This is a genomic window from Candidatus Zixiibacteriota bacterium (assembly GCA_040752595.1).
Taxonomy (GTDB): Bacteria; Zixibacteria; MSB-5A5; order WJJR01; family WJJR01; genus JACQFV01.
This window is the reverse complement of the sequence record JBFMGX010000004.1, coordinates 493725-513807: the sequence shown is the minus strand read 5'-3', so window position 1 is coordinate 513807 and position 20083 is coordinate 493725. Positions and strand designations below refer to the sequence as shown.

At 62.8% G+C, this 20083-nt stretch carries 15 protein-coding genes; 9 read left to right on the top strand and 6 right to left on the bottom strand.

Annotated elements, in window-relative coordinates; all coding sequences use genetic code 11:
• Positions 1 to 2711: response regulator (locus AB1792_02345; GenBank protein MEW5701058.1), on the top strand; the 2711-nt coding region annotated here is incomplete at its 5' end.
• 141 nt (positions 2712 to 2852) lie between these two features.
• On the opposite strand, the gene AB1792_02340 is transcribed toward AB1792_02345, so the two are convergent.
• Positions 2853 to 3572 (bottom strand): endonuclease V, encoded by a 720-nt coding sequence (locus tag AB1792_02340; protein MEW5701057.1) that lies wholly within the window; start codon positions 3570 to 3572, stop codon positions 2853 to 2855.
• An 804-nt stretch (positions 3573 to 4376) separates the two neighbouring features.
• On the opposite strand from AB1792_02340, the gene AB1792_02335 reads away from it, so the two are divergent.
• From AB1792_02335 to AB1792_02325, 3 genes are all read left to right on the top strand, one after another.
• Positions 4377 to 5717 carry an acetyl ornithine aminotransferase family protein gene (locus tag AB1792_02335; protein MEW5701056.1) on the top strand — a complete coding sequence of 447 codons (1341 nt, stop codon included), beginning with the start codon at positions 4377 to 4379 and terminating at the stop codon, positions 5715 to 5717.
• 193 nt (positions 5718 to 5910) lie between these two features.
• Positions 5911 to 6906, top strand: coding sequence for a D-2-hydroxyacid dehydrogenase (locus tag AB1792_02330; protein MEW5701055.1), 996 nt, complete (start codon positions 5911 to 5913; stop codon positions 6904 to 6906).
• A gap of 461 nt (positions 6907 to 7367) precedes the next feature.
• The gene (locus tag AB1792_02325; protein MEW5701054.1) at positions 7368 to 8435 is read left to right on the top strand and encodes an asparaginase; all 1068 of its coding nucleotides are present in this window, start codon (positions 7368 to 7370) and stop codon (positions 8433 to 8435) included.
• 154 nt (positions 8436 to 8589) lie between these two features.
• On the opposite strand, the gene AB1792_02320 is transcribed toward AB1792_02325, so the two are convergent.
• Positions 8590 to 10824 carry a hypothetical protein gene (locus tag AB1792_02320; protein ID MEW5701053.1) on the bottom strand — a complete coding sequence of 745 codons (2235 nt, stop codon included), beginning with the start codon at positions 10822 to 10824 and terminating at the stop codon, positions 8590 to 8592.
• A 551-nt stretch (positions 10825 to 11375) separates the two neighbouring features.
• Between AB1792_02320 and AB1792_02315 the strand changes: the two genes are divergently transcribed.
• The 3 genes from AB1792_02315 to AB1792_02305 are packed head-to-tail and all read left to right on the top strand — an operon-like array spanning position 11376 to position 14023.
• Positions 11376 to 12815 carry a tryptophanase gene (locus AB1792_02315; protein ID MEW5701052.1) on the top strand — a complete coding sequence of 480 codons (1440 nt, stop codon included), beginning with the start codon at positions 11376 to 11378 and terminating at the stop codon, positions 12813 to 12815.
• Positions 12812 to 13330: a hypothetical protein gene (locus AB1792_02310; protein ID MEW5701051.1), complete on the top strand. Its 519-nt coding sequence runs from the start codon at positions 12812 to 12814 to the stop codon at positions 13328 to 13330. Before AB1792_02315 ends, AB1792_02310 begins: the two co-directional genes overlap by 4 nt.
• 18 nt (positions 13331 to 13348) lie before the next feature.
• Positions 13349 to 14023, top strand: a complete 675-nt coding sequence (locus AB1792_02305; protein ID MEW5701050.1) for a DUF554 domain-containing protein — start codon at positions 13349 to 13351, stop codon at positions 14021 to 14023.
• A 172-nt stretch (positions 14024 to 14195) separates the two neighbouring features.
• Here AB1792_02305 and AB1792_02300 read toward each other — a convergent pair whose 3' ends face one another.
• Positions 14196 to 15149: a GNAT family N-acetyltransferase gene (locus AB1792_02300; GenBank protein ID MEW5701049.1), complete on the bottom strand. Its 954-nt coding sequence runs from the start codon at positions 15147 to 15149 to the stop codon at positions 14196 to 14198.
• A gap of 363 nt (positions 15150 to 15512) precedes the next feature.
• Here AB1792_02300 and AB1792_02295 point away from each other — a divergent pair, with 363 nt between their 5' ends.
• Positions 15513 to 16043, top strand: a complete 531-nt coding sequence (locus tag AB1792_02295) for an HNH endonuclease (protein ID MEW5701048.1) — start codon at positions 15513 to 15515, stop codon at positions 16041 to 16043.
• Positions 16044 to 16199: 156 nt separating this feature from the next.
• On the opposite strand, the gene trpS is transcribed toward AB1792_02295, so the two are convergent.
• Both trpS and AB1792_02285 read right to left on the bottom strand, forming a co-directional pair.
• Complete coding sequence (trpS, locus tag AB1792_02290) at positions 16200 to 17177, bottom strand: tryptophan--tRNA ligase (GenBank protein ID MEW5701047.1); 978 nt, start codon at positions 17175 to 17177, stop codon at positions 16200 to 16202.
• A 9-nt stretch (positions 17178 to 17186) separates the two neighbouring features.
• Entirely contained in the window at positions 17187 to 18476 is a 1290-nt protein-coding gene (locus tag AB1792_02285; GenBank protein MEW5701046.1) for a hypothetical protein, read from the bottom strand.
• A 333-nt stretch (positions 18477 to 18809) separates the two neighbouring features.
• On the opposite strand from AB1792_02285, the gene AB1792_02280 reads away from it, so the two are divergent.
• Complete coding sequence (locus AB1792_02280) at positions 18810 to 19313, top strand: DinB family protein (GenBank protein MEW5701045.1); 504 nt, start codon at positions 18810 to 18812, stop codon at positions 19311 to 19313.
• A 116-nt stretch (positions 19314 to 19429) separates the two neighbouring features.
• Here the strand turns inward: AB1792_02280 and AB1792_02275 are convergent, their stop codons facing one another.
• Complete coding sequence (locus AB1792_02275) at positions 19430 to 20035, bottom strand: tetratricopeptide repeat protein (GenBank protein MEW5701044.1); 606 nt, start codon at positions 20033 to 20035, stop codon at positions 19430 to 19432.
• Positions 20036 to 20083 lie beyond the last annotated feature (48 nt).

Genomic DNA, 20083 nt, shown 5'->3' with positions numbered 1-20083 from the left:
TCATCGTCCTCGCCGATCAGGTGGAATCCCGTTTCGATGATGATCGGGCGCGACGTCTCCATGCCGCGGCCGACTATGTCGCCGCGGTCGTGGCCGAGGCACGGCTCCAACGCCAGGTGGAAGCGGCGCAGAAGCGCAGCGAGGCACAGGCCGCCGAGGCAGAAACCCGCCTGCAGGAAGCCGAGCGTCGGCAGCTCACCCTGTCGGAGGGATTCGCCAATGAGCGGGTCGAATGGGAGCAACTGGTCGCCCGGCTGCGCGAGGACCACGAGAATCAACGTTCCGCTCTGAAGGCGGAATCGGCAGCGGCCGCGGAGACCTTGCAGACCCAGTTCAATGAACGGCTGGCCAGGGCGGTGCGGCGCCACGAAGAATTGCACGCCCAGTGGCAGGAAGTGCATCAGGCCGAGCAGAAGCTGCGGGAGTCCCTCGACGCAGAACGGCGGGAATGGACCCATCGCTCGGAGGAGTGGCAGCGCCAGGAGATCACTCGTCGCGAGGAATGGGAGCAGCAGCGTGCCGCACGGGAGGCGCAAATCGACCAACTGCGGACCGAGCTGGGAGCGCGTGATGATGAACTGAGCCGTCGCAGCCGCGCCCACGAAGAACAACTGCAGGGCCTGAGGATGCAGGCAGAGGAGTTGCAACGCAGCGCCGCCGAGGAGCAGCGTCGCCTGCGGGAGGAGTTGCAGTCGCTGCGTGCGGCGATCGCAGAGCGTGAACGTCATCTGACCGCTGAGCGCGATGCTGAGCGCGGCCAGGCCCGTGAGGACCACGACCGCCTCACCTCGGAACTACAATCTCTGCATACGCTGCTCACCGAGCGGGAGCGCCAAGTGACCGACGAGCGGGAGGATGAGCGCCGTCGCCATGCCGAGCAGGTCTCTGAGCGCGAGCGACAGTTGGCGGGGGTGCAGACGGAACTCGCGGCGTTGCGCGAGCAACTGGCCGAACGCCGGCAAGAAATCGCCGCGCTGCAGTCTGAGATGGAAGCACGCCGGCGCGAGCTCGCCGAGGCACACGAGAAGGCGGAGCGGCGACTGGCCGAGATGGCAAAGACGCATGCCGGGCAACTGGAAGCAGAACGGGAGGCCACCCGACAGACGACCGCGGAGCTTTCGGCCGAGAAAGAAAATGCCGCCGCGGCAATCTCGCACTTGGAGGAGCATCTGGGGGCACTGCGCCAAGAGAGCGATCGGGCTCTCGCCCACTGGAGCGCGGAGATGGAGGCGCAGCGGCAACTGTCCCGACAACGGCTCGACGAAGCGACGGAGAAACTCCGCAGCGTCGAATCGGTCATCGCTGGTTTGCTGGCCGCGCTGTCATCGTCGGACCCGTTTGACGCCATCCTCGCCCGGATACAGGATCGCCTGCCGCCGGGGAGTGAACTGTGGCTGTGGCGTCGTCTGCCCGACGCGAGACCGGCCTTGCTGGCTGTGCGCCGCGACGAAGAGACCAGGGCGGGCGACGATGTCTCGGTGCACGCCCCCTGGAGGTTTGAGGCCGAGACCATTCCCGCCGAGGGGGTCACAATCGTTCCTGATGCCGAGGCATGGACGGCGCGCGAGGAATATGAGGATCAATACCACCGGGAGCGCTGGGACGAGACATGGGGAAAAGGACAGCGCCCATCATGGGCTGTGTGCTGGCCATGGGCGGGATCGGACATGACGGCGGGGGAGAACGGCTGGTTGACCTCCTTCGGCTTCGGCACAGAACGGCCACCGGACCATCGGAAGATCGAACTGTTGAGCATCTACGCGGGTGCGATCGGAGCACTGGTGATGCGCTCCATGCATCCGTCGGCGGCGCCGACGGCAGAGCCGCGGTCCGAGACCGGTGATTGCGTCGTACCTGCGTCGATGGTGGAGGAGAGCGTGGCCGGCCTGCCCCGTGATCCCGATACGGACCTGCATGCGGCCGTCATCGCCTGGGTTGCCGACCAGAAAGACGACGAGTGGCGACTCGATCTGGGGGCTCCTGTGCCGCCGCTGGTCAACGAACGTTGGCTGGCCGAAGTGCTTGATGCTGTACGCGCCTCGTGCCGCAACGGCGGAGACGGCACACCCAACCGATTCGCCATCGAAACGCGTCCGTCCGATGGCGGAGCGCAACTCCGTTTGGCCAATCAGTCATTGGCGGACTCGGCCGACAACGTTGTGTCAGACGAGACAAGCGGCGACGGCTCGCCGGCAACGGCGGCCGCCGATCCAGGTGCCTTGCACTGTCGCTGGTTGACGTCCGGCGGGCACCGCATCGGCGTGGAGATCACGTTCCCGGAGACGGCCGCCGCCGACCTCAGCATATCCCCGGCGCCACTCCAAGTGCTCGTCGCCGATGACCAACCACCGATGGCGGAATTGCTGGCGGGGATGCTGCAGTCGCTCGGTCACAACGCGGTCACGTGCGGCGGGGCGCAGGAAGCGTACAGCCGCTTCGTAACGGAACACTTCGATGTCGTGATCACCAGCGGCACCATGCCCCAGGACACCGGCCTTGCGTTGGCCGGGTGGATCAAATCTCACAACCCAACCACACCGGTCATCCTGTTGGCCGAACCCGGTGTCGTCTCCGGGTCGGAGCCAGGCGAACCATGCTGGGATCGCACGCTGGAGAAGCCCTTCCACATCGACCAGTTGCAGGATGTGTTGCGGTCCTTCCGACATGGAGCGCGCGAGCCGTTTCGCGTGGATGCCGTCAGCGCGGGATAAAGACCGGATCAGTTGGGTTCTCTTAGCATCGCCTTCACACCTTCCGCAGTTGTGCGGTCGGGTGCCCTTCAGGGTGAATCCTTCAGGATGAACCCACACCCGACGGCTCCGCCGGGAGTATTTCTCCCCCGATGGTGGCGGTCATTTCGAGCCGCGCGTCGCCGCCATCCCCAGCGTCCGTTGCCGCATGTGCCGTCCCGCCTCGATGTGCGCACGGCGCAGCGGCTCGGGAATGCGGTACGGCGTGCAGAAGCGAAGCGTCTGCTCAATGGCCCCCAACAAGTCGATGCGATGCCCCGGGGAGACGAAGATTGGCTTGGTGCCCTCGCGGGTGCGCAGCACAACGCCGGGCGCCTGCGGCGAATAGCGGATTACCGCGTAGTCCCCTCTGTTCTCGCCCGGCGGATCGTAGTGACCGACCAAACGTTCCCGGGCGCAGCCGATGGTGGGGATATCGAGGCGCAGGCCGATGTGCGTGGCCAAACCACAGGCCCGGGGGTGGCAGACTCCCTGCCCGACGATGAAGTACAGTTGCGGGTCGTGCCTCAGTTGTGCGACGGCCTTCTGCATGATGGGACCGTCGCGGAAGGCACGATAGCCCGGCAAATAGGGGAAATGGGGAACCCCCGATTCGTACTGGATCTCGATGACTTTGCCAGAACTCGCCTCCATGACCACAATCGCCACGAAGATCCGGCCGTTACGTTCAGCCGTGTCCATTCCGGCCACGATCGTCGGCGGCCCCGTCAACGGCGTCAGACTCACATGCGTCGCCAACGACGATTGGATTTCGGCGGCCCGTCGGACCGTGACGCTCCAGGGATGATGCCGCAGTTGATGGATGAGACTTCGTTCGGCCATGTGCGTGGCTCCATAACACGATGTCGGCACCGGACAGTGATCATCGTGCCGTCACGGCGAACAATCGCAAAACTGTCACCGAAAGACAAGCCCGGACCGCTCATCCGACGCGCGAACAGACGTATCGCATCACATAGACGTTGAATGGCTTAGAGCGTCTGTCACTATGCGCCAAGAAGACGATTGCCTCACCCGATCCGCCTGCGGCGGATCGACCTCTCCCCTCGACTTCCTTCGACTCCGCTCAGAACAAGTCGCTCGGGGCATGCCGGAGGGAGAGGTTATCTGCCCCACTCCCCTCTGGGGAGAGGGTAGGGTGAGGGGCAGTCGGTCTGAGCCGCAGCACGTGATGGCGCTTGTGCCGCCGATTGTCCCTGCAACGAACCTCATGCGAAGGTCAAGCAGGAGAGGTGAAGACAAGCGTCGCTTCGGCAAGTCCCGCTGGATTCCACCGCGGGGCGATCCTGGTGAACGCCCGCCCTCCTCCCGTCGCGCTTGGGTGTCAAAGCCCCCCAATTGTGACGGGATTCCCTTTGCGTTCGGCAGCATCCTTCCGTATATGACATGGCTTGCGGTACGCTGTGCGTGCCCCGCGGACGTCATGAGAACCTCTGCCCACCGGAGCTTCACGGGAACACATCCGCTGTTTCCCCGCCGTCGTCGCGGGCTTCTGCACCGCATCTACCTCTTTGGCGCCACCTAAGGGTCCTTCCCGGCATCGCCCGTCTGAAACGAACGACAGACAGTTCAACCCTCAATCTCGTGCGTCGGTGTATGGGCAACCGCACGAAAGGGAGGATCGCCATGAGAGAGTATCCGGTTATCAAGACCCCCCTGCCGGGGCCCAAGAGCAAGAAGCTGATCGATTATGATGAGAAATTCGTCTCATCATCCTACACCCGTGCGTACCCGGTCGTGCTCGACCACGCCGATGGCGCCTGGATCTGGGACGTGGATGGGAACAAGTTTCTCGATTTCCATGCCGGGATCGCGGTCTGCGGCACCGGGAATGCCCATCCCAAGGTCGTCGACGCCATTGTCAATCAGGCGCGCAAGGCGGTGCACTTCTCGTCGGCCGACTTCTACCACGAGTTGGTCGGCGCCCTGGCCGACCGTCTCGGAAGACTCGCGCCGGGGAGTGAGCCGAAACGTGTCTTCTTCACCAACTCCGGCACCGAATCGGTGGAATGCGCCCTGAAGCTGGCGCGCTACAAGTCCCGGCGGCCGCGGATGATCGCCTTCATGGGCGCCTTCCACGGGCGCACGATGGGCTCCCTGTCTTTGACCTGTTCGAAGATCACGCAACGGGAGCGGTACTCGCCGCTGCTGCCGGATGTGACGCATGTGCCGTATGCGTACTGCTACCGCTGCCCCTTCAACCTCAAGCACCCCTCGTGCAAACTGGCGTGCGTCAGCTTCATCGAAGAGCAGATTCTCAGCCGCGTGGCGCCGGCCTCGGAGGTCGCCGCGATCATCGTGGAGCCGATCCAGGGTGAAGGCGGGTACATTGTGCCGCCGATGGACTACTTCCCAGCACTCGCCGCGCTCGCCAAGAAGCACAACATCCTGCTGATTGTCGATGAAGTCCAGTCGGGGATCGGCCGCACGGGGAAGATGTTCGCCATCGAGCACTATGGCGTCACCCCCGACATCATCACGATCGCCAAGGCGATTGCCTCGGGTGTACCCTTGGGGGCCTGCATCGCCCCCAGATCGATCATGGATTGGCCGCCGGGCGCGCATTCGACGACATTTGGTGGGTCACCATTGGGGTGCGCTGCCGCCCAAGCCACGCTCGACCTGGTCGAAGGCGGACTGATGGCCAATGCCGCCAAGCAGGGGAAGTACCTGCTCGGCGAATTGAAGAAGATGCAGAAGCGCCATCCGTCGATGGGCGACGTGCGCGGGTTGGGACTGATGATCGGCGTGGAGTTCGTGCTGGATCGCAAGACCAAGAAGCCCGCTCCCAAGGTGGCCAACGACATCATGATGAAGGCCTTCGAAAGCGGCCTGATGCTGCTGACGTGCGGCCCGAATGGCGTCCGTTTCATTCCGCCGTTGGTCATCACGCGCGCGCAGTGCGAGGTCGCCTTGGAGATTCTCGACAAGGTGATCGGCACCGTCGAGCGCCAGCACAAGATCTGAGTCGATCCCGTTGCTTCGACCGTAGGGGCGTATGGCAATACGCCCCTACGACACGTGGTTGTCGTGGTGTAGGGGCGAGGCGCTGCCTCGCCCTTCGTCCCGCCGGAAACGGGCGACCCGGCGGGTCGCCCCTACAGAGGGTTTTGCGTCCCCGCCGATTGCACCCCGGCACGCCCATGCGCATATTGCGGGCATGAAGACACACGAACCGCTGATCGTCACCTGCACGTACAGCCGCGAGCCGGAATTCGCGCGCCGGCTGTACGATCAGGTCGCGGCCGATCGGCTCCTGTCATCGCGAATCCGCATGCACGTTCCTCTGGAGAGAGGAGAGAAGGAGCAGATTCTCCCGGAGACGCAGGTCTATGCGACATTCCGGTTCTCACCGGAGGAATTCGCCGTCGCGCGCCGTTTGAAGTGGATTCAGATTGGCATGGCCGGCGTCGATTCGGCGCTCTTTCCCGCCATGCGAGACAGCAATGTGATCGTCACATCGTCGGTCGGTCTCCATGATGAGACGGTCCCGTATGTCGCCTGGGCCTTCGTGCTCGCGTTTGCCACCGGGCTCCACGAAGCGTATCGGCAGAAGTCGGCGCATATCTGGGACCGCCGCGCCGTGGTGGTCACGCGCCGGATTCTGTCGCAGCACTTGCTGCTGATCGTCGGTACCGGACGCATCGGCCAACGGATCGCCCTGCTGGCGAAGCACGCCGGGATGACCGTGTGGGGCGTCCGGCGTCGCACCACCGGCCCGAAGCCGCACTATTTCGACCGTGTGTTTTCGCGACGCGCCCTGCACAGCGCCCTGCGACAGGCCGACTTTGTCATCCTCATCGTTCCCGGCGGCGAAGCGACTGCGCAGATGATCGGCGCCGAGGAACTGGCTTGCATGAAACCCTCGGCCTACCTGATCAACATGGCCCGCGGCTCGGTTGTCGACGAACCGGCGTTGATTGCGGCGTTGCAGAATGGGACCATCGCCGGCGCCGGGCTTGATGTCTACGCCACCGAGCCGTTGCCGCCCAACCACCCGTTCTATGACCTCCCCAATGTCGCCATGACTCCTCATATCTCCGGGGACACACTGGACTACCCGTGGCGCGCGGCGCAGCTATTCCTGAAGAACCTCCGGCGGTATGTCACCGGCAAGCCGTTGTTCAACGTCGTCGACAAACGACGGGGGTATTGAATCGGCACATCGGAGCCCCCCGGCATTTCGGCACTCGTTCCCCGGCGCAAATGACATATATTGGCGCCTGCCGGGGGTATTCTTGTCCTGTTTGCTTCGGACGCGGGAACCCTCTCCCGGTCGTGTGATGTTCTGGCCGGGAGGCGCGGTATCGGGCCATCCTTGTCTCAGTGGCGGGTGCCGGTGTTCGCGGGATGGTATTGGGAACTCGGAGTCGCAGGAACACAGGTGGAGGTCAACAAGGAGCTTAAGGGCGCGTTGAAAGACCTCCCAATTCCGCACATGTGCGGTCGGGTGCCCACACCCGACCGTTGATGCACAGCCACTTGCGCCGGGTGTGGGCACCCGGCGCCACGGAACACAAGTGGAGGTCAACAAGGGGCTTAAACCCCTTGCCCTCTCAACCGGGGCATGGACGGTAGCGAAGGCAACGGAAGCGCGAGAAAGACAGGAGCGATTCGATGATCGTGCAGGAGCATGGGCGACAGGATCAAGTGAAGACAGATCATTCGGGTCTCGCCCCGGCCGTGGAAGTGACGCGCGGGGAGGCGATCGAGAGCATCCACCATGCCGCCGCGGCGGTGGTCGACTGTGAGGGGAATCTTATCGCGCATCTGGGCGACCCGGGGTTCGTGACCTTCTCGCGTTCCTCACTGAAACCGTTTCAGGCGCTGGCCGGGGTGCGACGCGGCGTCCCCGACCGCTTTGGATTCCAAGAGCGCCATCTCGCCCTGGTCTGCGCCTCGCACTCCGGCGAACCGCGACACGTCGAGGCCGCACGGGAGATGCTCGCCGCGATTGGCGCCCGCCCCGAGGACCTGCAGTGCGGCGTTCACATTCCGCTCTACATCCATCCGGAGGAGCCCCCGATCCCGCCAAAGACCGATTTCACCCCGCTGCACAACAACTGCTCGGGCAAGCACAGCGGCATGCTGGCGCTGGCACGCGTCCTGAACGCGCCGATCGATCACTACCTGGAACTCGATTCACCGGTGCAGAAGGCGATCCGCGAAACGGTGATCGAGATGCTGTCGTTGAGCGCAAACGAGATTCGTACCGGCACCGACGGCTGCTCGGCGCCAAACTACGCCGTGTCACTGCGGGCGTTGGCCGCGGGATACGCGCGTCTGTCGCAGGCGGCCAATCCCCGCCTGGGGCGATCACCCGCCGGGGCCGAAGGCGCACGGATCGTCGCGGCGATGATGCGCCATCCGGAGATGATCTCCGGGACCGGTCGGCTCGACCTTGCGATCTCCGAGGCCTCCGGGGGCACTCTGTTCACCAAGGCCGGGGGAGAGGCGGTCGAGTGTGTCGGCGTGCCGGAAAGGGGTTTAGGAATCGCGATCAAAGTCGGCGACGGGGGAACGCGAGCGGTCGGGCCGCTGCTGATCGGTGTGCTGCGTGAACTGGGCCTCCTGCCAGATGGATCAGCCGCCGGGCTCAACGGCTTTGCCGCGCCGATCCTGCACAACCACCGCGGCATCGCGATCGGCACCGCCCGCTATGTCGGGCGGTTGATACGGGACTAACCCCGAAGGATCGATCTCGAATTCAATCGTAGGGGGACAGCCCGCTGTGCCCTTTGTCGTCTCCGGGCACGATAGGCCGTTGCCCTCAACATGCGTTCAATCGAAATGTAGGGACGCGGATTCCGCGCCCAAAAGGGCAGGGCGGGCCCCCCCCCTACAAACACGGATCGCAGAATCGCGACGCGGGATTGGCGCCACGGAAGGCGACATCGATCATCTTGACGACGTCGACGATATCACTCCGGCTGCTGCAATCGACATCGGAGCGTCCGTCGATGGCCGGCGGGTTGTGCGGACACCCCGAATCAATCACGACCGGCCCACCGCGAAACGCCCGATTGACGATCCCGACGACATCGAGGATGCTGGTCTGGCCGTCACAGATCGGATCGGCGTGGCAGCGGCATGGTCCCGGTGCGAACACAACCGGGATGATGAACGGATTCGACTGCGTCGTGTCATTGTGGGCAATGCGGATCTCGGCGGTGTTGCTGTCAGTGGCCAAACCGGCCGCATTCATTACGACCGGCAGCACCAGATCGTCGCCCCCTGCCGGGATCGTGATCGGAAGCGACTGTGCCCCGGCAACAGAGAGCCAGTTCGACGACGGATCGGGCGGATCGACGTAGACAACCGAGACCGATCCGTCGAGCGCACCGTTGCCGAGGTTGGCGATGGTCAGTGTCGTCGAGTCGATGCCGGTCCACCCGGGATGGAAGCCGCAGGGGCCGCCGTCACCCAATGCCGAGGCCAGCCACGGCTCGATGCGCGGGCAAAGATACGGCGCATCGGTCGTGCCGCCCGGCAGACGCATGTACATGACTGGGTTCAACTGCCAAGTCCCCTCGCCAAACTGAATCGCACCCGCGTCATTGTCGCTGATGAAGAAGATATCGATATCGTGCGCGACTTTGCCGATCGTCGCCCAGTGCTCAGAACGGCAGACCGAGTCAGGGCGCGGTGGGTTAATCATGCCGGGAGGAGTCGCGCCGGGGTTGCAATTGGGCGTCTTCGTGTTTGTCAGGTTCTGCGGCTGGGACCATGACTGTCCGCCGTCGCGCGACACGTTCAGATACAGCTCACCATTCATGTATCCCAGCACCGAGTGATCCTCTTGCTCTGCTGGCGTGGGACCACCGAATCGGGTATAGACCACGTAAAGGTAGTCGCGATTGGTTTCGGCGCCACTTTGACAGGGCGTGGCACCATCCCCGATGCCGAGCGTCATCTTGGCGAGATTGAGATCGAAGCCGCCATCCGCGGCAGGATTGTCCCAATATCCCAAAGCCACTCGACTGATGGTCCACCGCATGTCATTCCAATGGCGGATAGCGACCTGCCTTGTCGCGCCTCTGCACGGCTGCTCGTCCCAGATCACATGCAGGGTACCATCGTGATCATAGGCCGTCGAAATGTGAACCCATGCCTGCGGTCCCAGTGAGTCATCGTAGTTCGTGATCAGGTTCTTGTGCGTGGACCCGAGCTCCGCGCCGCTAATCCATCCCGCTCCCTCGGACTGCGATTCGTAGTAGGCAACGTTGCGCAGACCGTTCAGACCATCCTCGGGATGATCCGAATGCAGGGCAATGGCGACCTTGTCGGAGTTCGGGTCGGCGGCGAGGACATATCCCAGCGTATGGCCGGAATCAATCGCCACCGGTCCCTGCCAAACGGTGCCGTCATAGCGCCAGTAGACATAGATACGCGGAGTCCAGTCTGTGGGCATCAACTCATCGTTCGCGGCCGTTGCCGAAACGACGTGGTAGATGTCCCACCTCGGTTCAGTCCTTGACTGCACATCAATCTGGGGCCAAATGACCTGGCCAAATTCGGGCGTGGTCGGCAGCTCGTCATCGATGGGCAGTGTGAGTCCGGGCAATGGTACGAACACATGCCAAGACGTGTATGGAGCACCTGCCTCTGCGCGTTGGTGGAATGCCAGATGGGCAAGATCATCATCGTCAGCCGCCAAGTTTGGGCTCTTGGCTCGAGCATGTACTCCGAGTGATAGGATTACGCCTCCGAATGGGTACTCCCAAGATGCCGTGTTCATGTTGTATCGAGTGTAGGCGACAAACCAGTCCGGGCCTTCCGGTTCCCCTATGTATGGATCCATCTCCATCCAAGCGAAATGCACGCGCTCTGCTCCGGCCCAACGGGCCGTTTGGTAACCCGACGAATGGTAGTGCTGGAGGTCCCAGAACGTGTTGGCGAAATGCAGTCCCGGCGCCAACGGCGGCGGTGTCCCTGCGGTGCGAAAGAACGGGCTCACCCGCGCACTGCCGTCGGCGACCACGCTGTGGTCTGTCGGCGGCGATACCTCCGACCCAGCAACCGTCACCGTCGCTGCCAAAGCAGCGGTCAAGGGTATTCGTTTAGGCCAATCCACGGCCCTTCTCCCCGAAGGCGGGACATCCAATGTCTGACGGCAATATGCCATGCCCCGGCCGGGTGTCAACCGGGATTCTGAGGGAACGACATGCCGGTCCGGATGCCACGCACAAACTTGTTGGTGCGTGCCCGACCATGTGGCAAACGCGGTCACGCACAAGCCGTCGACCGTTGGTCGGTCGGCTTGTGCATGCCACCCGGCGTGTTCTCAGGGCGTCCTGCAGTATGAGTGGAATCGGTCAACACCCTCACCCCAGCCCTCTCCCTCGAAGGGAGAGGGGGCAGGTTTTTCCCCTCGACCCGCTGGGGAGAGGGTAGGGTGGGGGGCAGTGGCCATCTCCGGGGACTTGGAACGACAGCGAGGTCGACTACTCCCATCACCATCATGTTAGATGCTGTTAGGACGACCCGACGGGTCTCCCCTACGTGAAGTCGCTGACCCCTGTGGTGGCCCGTAATATCCCTCCTCGTTCTTGACAGCACCAACCCGGGCTTTCGTGTTATATTGGACGCGGTGACGAATCCCATAGCCCATGGGGAGATGACAACGTGAACTCTACACTTGACAACACGCACGATATCCAATCGCACCCCGTTGAACCGTTCCGCATCAAGTCGGTTGAGGCAATTCGACTGCTGGGTCCATCCGAGAGGGAGGCACGTCTCCAGAAGGCGGGCTTCAACCTGTTCAATATCCGTGCCGCCGATGTGTACATCGATCTGTTGACCGATTCCGGAACCGGCGCGATGTCGGATCGCCAGTGGGCCGGCCTGATGTGCGGCGATGAATCGTATGCCGGCGCGCGCAGTTTCGAACATCTGGAACGGACGGTTCGCGACCTGACCGGGTATGACCATGTGATGCCGATGCATCAGGGACGCGCTTCTGAGCATCTGCTGTTCGGCGCCATTCTGCAACGCGGCGACTATGTGGTCGCCAATGCCCATTTCGACACCACGCGCGCCAACGTCCTCGATCGCGGCGGGATTCCGGTCGATCTCTCCGATCCCCATTGCCGGAACGTGGATGACCCGCATCCCTTCAAGGGGAACATCGATTTGGAGGCGCTGGAACGATTCCTACAGGCTCACCCCGGACGGGTTCGGTGCTGCATCCTGACCATCACCAGCAACACCGTCGGCGGTCAACCGGTCAGTATCGCGAATGCGCGTGCCGCCAAGGACATTTGCGGCCGTCACAATGTGTCGCTCTACTTCGATGCAGCCCGGTTCGCCGAAAACGCCTGGTTTGTGTCGCAACGTGAACCGGACTGGATCGGTCACCCGGTTCGTGAGATCGCCCGCGCCATGTTCGACATCGGCGACGGCTGCCTGATGTCGGCCAAAAAAGATGCCCTCGCGAACATCGGCGGTTTCTGTGCGGTTCGCGATGAGAAGTTGGCTGCGCGTCTGAAAGAGATGATGGTCATCAGCGAGGGATTCCCCACCTACGGCGGCCTGGCAGGGCGCGACCTCGAAGCCGTGGCCTGCGGGCTGGAGGAAGTGACCGATCGCGAGTATCTGTCCTACCGTACCGGCCAAGTGGCATGGCTGGGAGAGCAGTTGGCAGCGGCCGGCGCCCGCATTGTCCGTCCGGTCGGCGGCCACGCGGTCTTCGTCGATGCCGCCGCGCTCTACCCGCACATACCACCCGGGGCATTCCCCGGGCAGGCCCTGTCGGTCGAATTCTACCGACGTGGCGGCGTACGCACAGTGGAAATCGGCTCCCTGATGTTCGGCGGTTCGGACCCGGAGACGGGACGGCCGCATGTTGCGCCCCATGAGTTCGTGCGCCTGGCAATCCCACGTCGCGTCTACACCGCCTCGCACTTGCAGTATGTCGCCGAGATCTTCACCGAGATCTTTGCCCATCGACACGAGGCCCGGGGCCTGGCCATCGAGTATCAATCCGGCCACCTCCGGCATTTCACGGTCCGGCTGCGTGAACTCCCGGCCTCGATTCTTGCCGGGGCGGGAGCAGTCGCATGAGCGTCTCCGACCGGCAGGGGTCTGTACGTTGCATGATGATCGGGTTTCCTCCCGCGCTGATTCTGATTGCGAACTCCATGCTGATCGCCGGGTGCGGCACCGCCGAGAAGTACCAGAAGCCGCCCGAGAAGGGAGCTCTTGTCTCCGGCACGGCCGAGATGCGACTGGAGCCCCAATCAGCGGCCTGGGCCCGGGATCTGACCAGCGCCCTGGATGCGGGCCGACTGGCCCTGGAGATGGGCGATACGGCACGAGGTTTCGCGGTAACCGATTCGATTCTTGGTGTGGCCGAGGAGATCTTGGATACTCTACCGGACGGAACGCAACTGCAGAAATTCCTTGTTCTGGTCGCCGCCGATGCCTATGGACGGCTCGTGTCGTGGGAGAAGGCGCGCGGCAATGAGGCCGGGTCGGCGGGATGGACCGCCCGCTTCGGCGCGCTCGCGACCAAGCTGAAGGCGCGTCACGATTCGGCACAAGCACTCCCCGCCGAATCCTCAGTCACCGGTGACTGAGTTCTTGCGAACACCGCCATGTTCGGCACTTGGGTCAATACCGCGACCGTCACCGCCGGATCGTTGCTGGGTTTGGTGGTCGGTGATCGCCTCCCGGAGAAGATCAAGCAGTCCGTCTTCACCGCCCTGGCGCTGGTGACACTCTCGATCGGTGTGATGCTCGTCATTCGGGGCACACGTCCGCTGTTGATCGTCGGCGCCATTATTCTCGGCGGCATCACCGGTGAGATCATCGCCATCGAGCGCCGTCTCGAGCGCTTCGGCACCTGGTTGCAGGGCATCGCCCGGGTCGGTTCCGGACAGTTCGTGCGCGGCTTCGTCACCGCGTCGCTGTTGTTCTGTGTCGGGCCGATGACGGTCGTCGGCTCGATTCAGGATGGTCTGTCCGGCGATTCCACGCTCCTGATCACCAAGTCCGTGATGGACGGTTTCGCCGCGCTGGCGTTGGCGGCAACCACCGGCATCGGCGTGCTCTTCGCCGCCGGAACGGTGTTGGTCATTCAAGGATCGCTGACGTTGTTGAGCGGATGGTTCTCAGCCCTGACGGTGCCGGAGGCGCTCAATCAACTGTCCGCCGTCGGCGGCCTGTTGATCCTCGGATTGGGCATTCGGATGCTGGGATTGAAGGATATCCCGGTCGCCAATTACCTCCCGGCGCTGGTCTTCATCGCCGCCGCGGCGGTGTGGTTATGAAGTTGCATCTCAGTTGATGACGTGTGTGCCCGCGATCTGTGATCGCGGTTCGTCGTGTGGGCGCGCGGCGCCCGCCAATCCGCGATCACAGATCGCGGCCACGCATTCTTCCTCGCGACAACCAACCTGTAGGTCAGGAGCCCTGCGCTCCTGACTTGAGTGGGGCCAGACCTCAGAACACCGCCAGCGACGACGGCAGGTAGCGCCGCATGTCGCAGAACATGCGGTTGGTCATCAGGAGGGCAATCTCCTTGATCTGGAAACCGTGGGTCAGCAGCATCTGCAGCGAGGCGAAGTTCTTGCCGTTGAGCCAGAGCTTCGGGCGATCATCGCATTCCTTGGCCAGCAGTTTCAGGGAGTGGGCGATGATATCGGGTAGATAGGTGTCCCGAGTCGCCAGCACCGGCGCCACGAATCCCTGGTGGGAGATATACGAGTAACCGACCAGTGTGCCGCCGACGGAGAAGACATATCCGGTGTGGTTGTCGTCGGCCAGCCAGTAGCAGTGGTCGACCGAACGGTTGATCCCGCGAATCTCACGATCCATGTGGTTGAGATCGGCGAGCAACGCGGTGGAGTCGATGATCCGTGGCGTCACCGTCTCGGTCGGCTCCGGGCATTCCATCTCCTTGCAGGACGGGCCCTCCAGGAGCATCAGGTTCTTGCGCGGGAACATCCCCAGCCGGGAGTACAAGGCGATGGCCTTCGGGTTGTAGGTGAAGGTACACTGCGATGTGATATAGGCCTCGCGCTTCTCCGCTTCGGCCAGTCCGTTGCGCAGCAAGGCGGTCCCCAAACCGCGGTTCTGATACGCTGGGTCGACGAACAGATAGGCCACGTGCCACTGCCGATCGCGCATGTGCGAGGTGGCGAAGCCGACCAGCTTGTCATCCTCATAGGCGCCCCAAGACAGGTCGGGGTCCTGCTCGTATATGTGACGCATCAATGGGGGAGGGGTTTTGAACTTCAACTCCAGGGCCGTCAGACCCGCCTTGGTCCGCTGGTCGTCGACGGTGCGGCTCATCAGCCGCGCCGCGTCCAGGAGGTCGGAGGCCGACAGCGGGGCGATCCGTGGTCCGGTTCGGGCTGTGGCCGCCCGTTTGGGCTTTTCTGCTACCGATGTCATGGTCGTCTCACTTCCCACTGCTTGTTACGGATTTCACCCCCACGTCCCTGCTCGTGGGAGCCGGTCTTCGTTCGCCGCGCTGTCGGGTTATGCCGGGCCCGGTGCAGACACAGGTCCGGCGACGTTCACATACCTTAGTTCACACAAATTACGAAATAAAGTCAACGACATTTGTGCCTGCGGCCGATCGGCTCCGGTCGGAGGACCTCCGACACTTATACCAACGGGCCCGGAATTCATTCCCGCCGGAGGTTTCAGGAAGGCCCGGGAGAGATCCGGGTCCTGTCGCCACTCTCGTCGTTCTTGACCGCCCCCAGGGCGGTTGATAACTTGCTTGAGGGGTGGTAAACCTCCGGTGCTGCCGTGTCCAATGGCTCCGTCCCATTCGGCCTCTCACGCCCGGTTCTGGTCCTCAACCAGAATTATGAGCCGCTCTCTGTCTGTACGGCCCGACGGGCGGTTGTCCTCGTTTTTCTGGGCAAGGCGGAGGTCGTGGAGCGGCTCGATGGTCGGATGGTGCACACGCCCCAACTGGTTTTCCCGCTGTCCTCGGTCGTGCGGCTGGGGCTGTTTGTGCAGCGCCCCCGCAAGCGGATCCTCCTGACCCGGCGCAACATCATCAAGCGCGACGGCCACCGTTGCCAGTACTGCGGCCAGTCCCGGACCGCCATGACCGTCGATCACGTCACTCCCAAGAACCGGGGCGGCACCGACTCGTGGGAGAACCTCGTCTGCGCCTGCATCCGCTGCAATAACAAGAAGGGCCACCGCACGCCGGAAGAGGCGGAGATGCCCTTACGCCGTACGCCCCATCGCCCCAACCACATCACCTTCATCCAACGCTTCATCGGCCTCGGCGACCACCGCTGGAAGCAGTATCTGTTCTTGGATTAGAATGGCAGGGTGCGTGCGTTGCACGCACCGAATTCTGTGGCGGACACCGGGCTTTCGGCCCGCTGACGGTGCGTGCAAAGCACACACCCTTCGTCAGGACCATGTTCCGTAGGGGCGACCCGCCGGGTCGCCCGAGGGCGAGGCGCCGCCTCGCCCCTACACGAGATGCATCGCCTTCCGCACGTCGGCCATGGTCGCCGAGGCCTTGGCGCGGGCGCGGTCGGCGCCGGAGGCCAGGGCCCGGTCGAGCGCGGCGGTGTCGCGCTCCAATGCGGCGCGGCGCTCGCGTATCGGGGCCAGCGTGGTGTTGAGGTGGTCGGCCAATCGCATCTTGCAGTCGACACAACCCAACTCCCCGGTACGGCAGGGGGGAGCGATGGCGCTCTCATGATCCGGCGTGTAGATCTTGTGCAGCGCATAGACCGGGCAGATCTCGGGACGACCGGCATCACCCTTTCGCAGTTTCTGCGGATCGGTGAACATCTTCTTCAGACGCGCGCGGGTCTCATCGGCCGAGTGCGACAGCGAGATTTCATTCTCGTATGACTTGCTCATCTTGCGCCCGTCGATCCCCGGCACCGCCGCGAATGTGGTCAACTTCGCCTGCGGCTCGGGGAAGACCTCGCCATAGAGCGTATTGAACCGCCGCGCCACCTCGCGGGTCAGCTCGATGTGCGGCAACTGGTCCTGCCCGACCGGGACCCACCCCGCCTTGTAGACCAGGATGTCCGCCGCCTGCAGTAGCGGATACCCCAGGAAGCCGTACGAATCCAATCCCAGTTCTTCGGCTTTGTCCTTGTAACTCGGCACTCGCTCCAGCCAGGGGATGGGGATGATCATCGAAAAGAGCAGATGCAGCTCGGCATGCTCTTTGACATGCGATTGCACAAAGACCGCGCTCTTGCCGGGATCGAGCCCCGCCGCCAGGTAGTCGATCGCCATCTGCCTGACCCGTTCCGGCAGCTCCGCTGTGTCAGCGAAATCCGATGTCAGCGCGTGCCAGTCGACGATGCAACAGTACATCTCATAGTCGCGCTGCAACGCCACCCAGTTCTTCAGCGCGCCCTCGTAGTTGCCCAGATGCAAACGCCCGGTCGGTTGCATTCCCGAAAGTACGATGCGGTTCTCGGCCATGATGCTCCTCTATGTGATCCTCTGGTTTGAATCTCGTTGCCGTGCGACCACCGATTTCGCCCAATCCCCGAAAAGTACTGGCCGCCAACCTTCCTCGACAGATTCTCCAAGCTTGCTCAGATAGTCTGTGAGTGTGGAAACAATGTGATCTCCAACAACCGTCACCGCCGTTCCTAGCAGTCCTGCCGTGACCGGTCGATCCGCGCCTACGACAAGACCAACTCCGGTCCCAGCAGCAGCTGATGCCAATCGCCCAAGAAAACGCACAGCCTTTCGCCCGACTGGCTTGAACCCAGTGATATGAACGACGTCATTATGGTATGCCGACAGTTTATCCCTGTTTGTTTCAGACACGCTGTGCACCCAAGGTCGAAACTGCGAAGAAGCGTCGCGCAGCCGCAACACAGTTCGAAAGGAGATATTCCCTTGATTGACCAGCACGGCGATGTCTGGATACTCGACTTCTGCCTGCAACAGGCTTAGAGTCTGGTTCAACTTGGAGTTGTGTCGCACCGCGCCAACAATCTTCGAGGAGACGATTGAGCCAGTAACCCCGCGCGAATAAAGGTCGGTTCCTTCCCGAGCGGCTGTCCAGAGGTTCCTGTTGGCCTGGGCGATGGCGATCAAGACAGAGCCGTCGTGCAAGAACCCCGCGGTCCTCACCGCGGAATTGATTGCTTCGAAGTTCACATTGATGGTGATCTTCGTCGGCTGCTCAGACTGTGGCGCGATGGCTGCAGAGACCGGGACTGGCTCCGCCTGGAAGTAGGCCGGCCATATCTCATCAACCACTGGTTGCAGGGCTGCGATCACCACCTCGGAGCGGACAGAGTCCTTTGTCGCATCATCGATTGCCCTGCCGTACTGATCAGCCTTGATTTCAAGGACCGAGTCCCTTAGTGCTCGAAGAAACCTCTTCCTTCGCCTCGAGTTGGAAATCGCCTGATCGGTCGCGCGGTGCGCCACTTTTCGTTCAAATGCACGGAGGGGGTGCGTTACAGCTTCCTCATCCCGGATGTTCACAAGCGTATGAGTATCAGTGCGTGGATCGTACACAGCAGTAGTCGCGAAGTCAAAATAGACGAAGCTGAGAGCCCCATCACAGAGGAGGTTCATCAGAGAGTCCAGCTCTCCGGCAACCAGCGCCCATTGGATTAAGGCTACTAGTTGATTGGGTGTCGTGATAACGAGTTTCGCTCGTTCGTAGTAGACGAGAGCCTCCGCGATTGCCCCGAGATCGGCTGGCTTTCCCTCCAAGTGCAACAGCGGCTCATTGAAAGCCCAAGTCTCCGTGGGCACGAGGATAGATCGGGGATGGCCAGGCTCATTCGTCATATCGGGACTATAGCAAGAGACCTGTCTGAGCACCACTGTTGTTGTGCGGGTCAGCCCTCGGGCTGACCCCGGACCCGAAGGGTCCGCTTCGTTTGAACGAGATTTGGCTCGGATCGCCGCTTCGGGGCGAACGTCAGCCCAAGGGCTGACCGGCACATCGGCACGTACGGCTCGTGGGACAAATCGGAAGGGCAGCCATTCCTGTCTGCCCGCACAGGCAGGAATGCCTGCGCCACCAAAGTGATTGACCCGGCCTCGCTCCATTTCGGTGATTGGTGTCAGAGGAGGACTCAAACCATGTATCGCAAGATCGATGATTTCATGCAAAGCTGGGACTACGAGGCAAAAGGCACCCAGAAGATCCTCGACGCGCTGACCGATCAATCGTTGTCGCAGGCCGTGGCGAAGGATCACCGGACGATCGGACGGATGGCCTGGCACCTGGTGACGACAATCCCGGAGATGATGGGCCACACGGGATTATCAGTGGGAGGTGCTGATCCACATTCGCTAACGCCCGCCGACGCCGCCACGATCAAGAAGAGCTATGCGGCCGTGGCCAAGGCGCTCGGAGATGAGGTCAGGGCGAAGTGGCAGGATGCCGCACTCGAAGTCGAGGACAACATGTACGGCGAGACCTGGAAGCGCGGTGTGACGCTGACTGCGCTCCTGATGCACCAGGCACATCATCGCGGCCAGTTGACCGTGTTGATGCGTCAGGCGGGACTGCGGGTCCCCGGTGTCTACGGCCCGGCGCTGGAGGAGTGGAGCCAGTACGGTCAGCCGGCGCCGCCGGTGTGAGCTACGTCATGCGGATCGATTTGTAAAGCGTACGAACTGTCATGCTGAGCCGCTGCCCCGTCCAGTGGACGGGGCAGGGCGCGAAGCATCTCTATAGGCACCAGCCGAACGAGACGCTACTGCTCGCTGTCCGCCTCCGGCGGTTTCTGCAACTCAACAATCTGCTCGCGCGCAAAGGTGCTGTCCTCGCCTTTCGGCCATTTCTCCAAATATTCACGGTAGGCGGCAATCGCGTCGTCCTTCATGCCACCCTGGCCGGCATACCATCCCGCGCTCACCGAGGCATCGTCGGCCAGATCGCTGGTCGGCCAGCGCTGGACCAGCTCACGGCATTTCGCCGCGGCGCCTGTCCAATCCTCGCGTTTGCGTAGGTCCCAGGCGATGTCGAGTACAGCGCTGTCGGCCCGGCCGGACTTATTCTCGGGATCGGACGCGACGATTGCCGCAAAACGCGCATCGGCTTCATCCAAACGGAAGTGCGCTTGGAGACTGCCGGCCAGACGATACAGGAACTGCGGATCGCCGGACTTGCTCTTCTCCTCGGCCAGAAGCGCCGCCAGCGTGCCGATTCCCTTTTCGTAATTCTCGATCGTCGGGATGAACTCGCCGGTGCGCCGGAATCCCATCGTCCGGTCGATCTCCTCGCCCCCCGGCTTGCAGACCAGCACGGTCGGGGTGCCGACGATGCTGAAGCGCTTGCGCAGCTCGGGAGCGTTCTTCACGTTTCCCTTGGCGAGAATGTACTTCGCCTTCGCCCACGCTTGAAACCT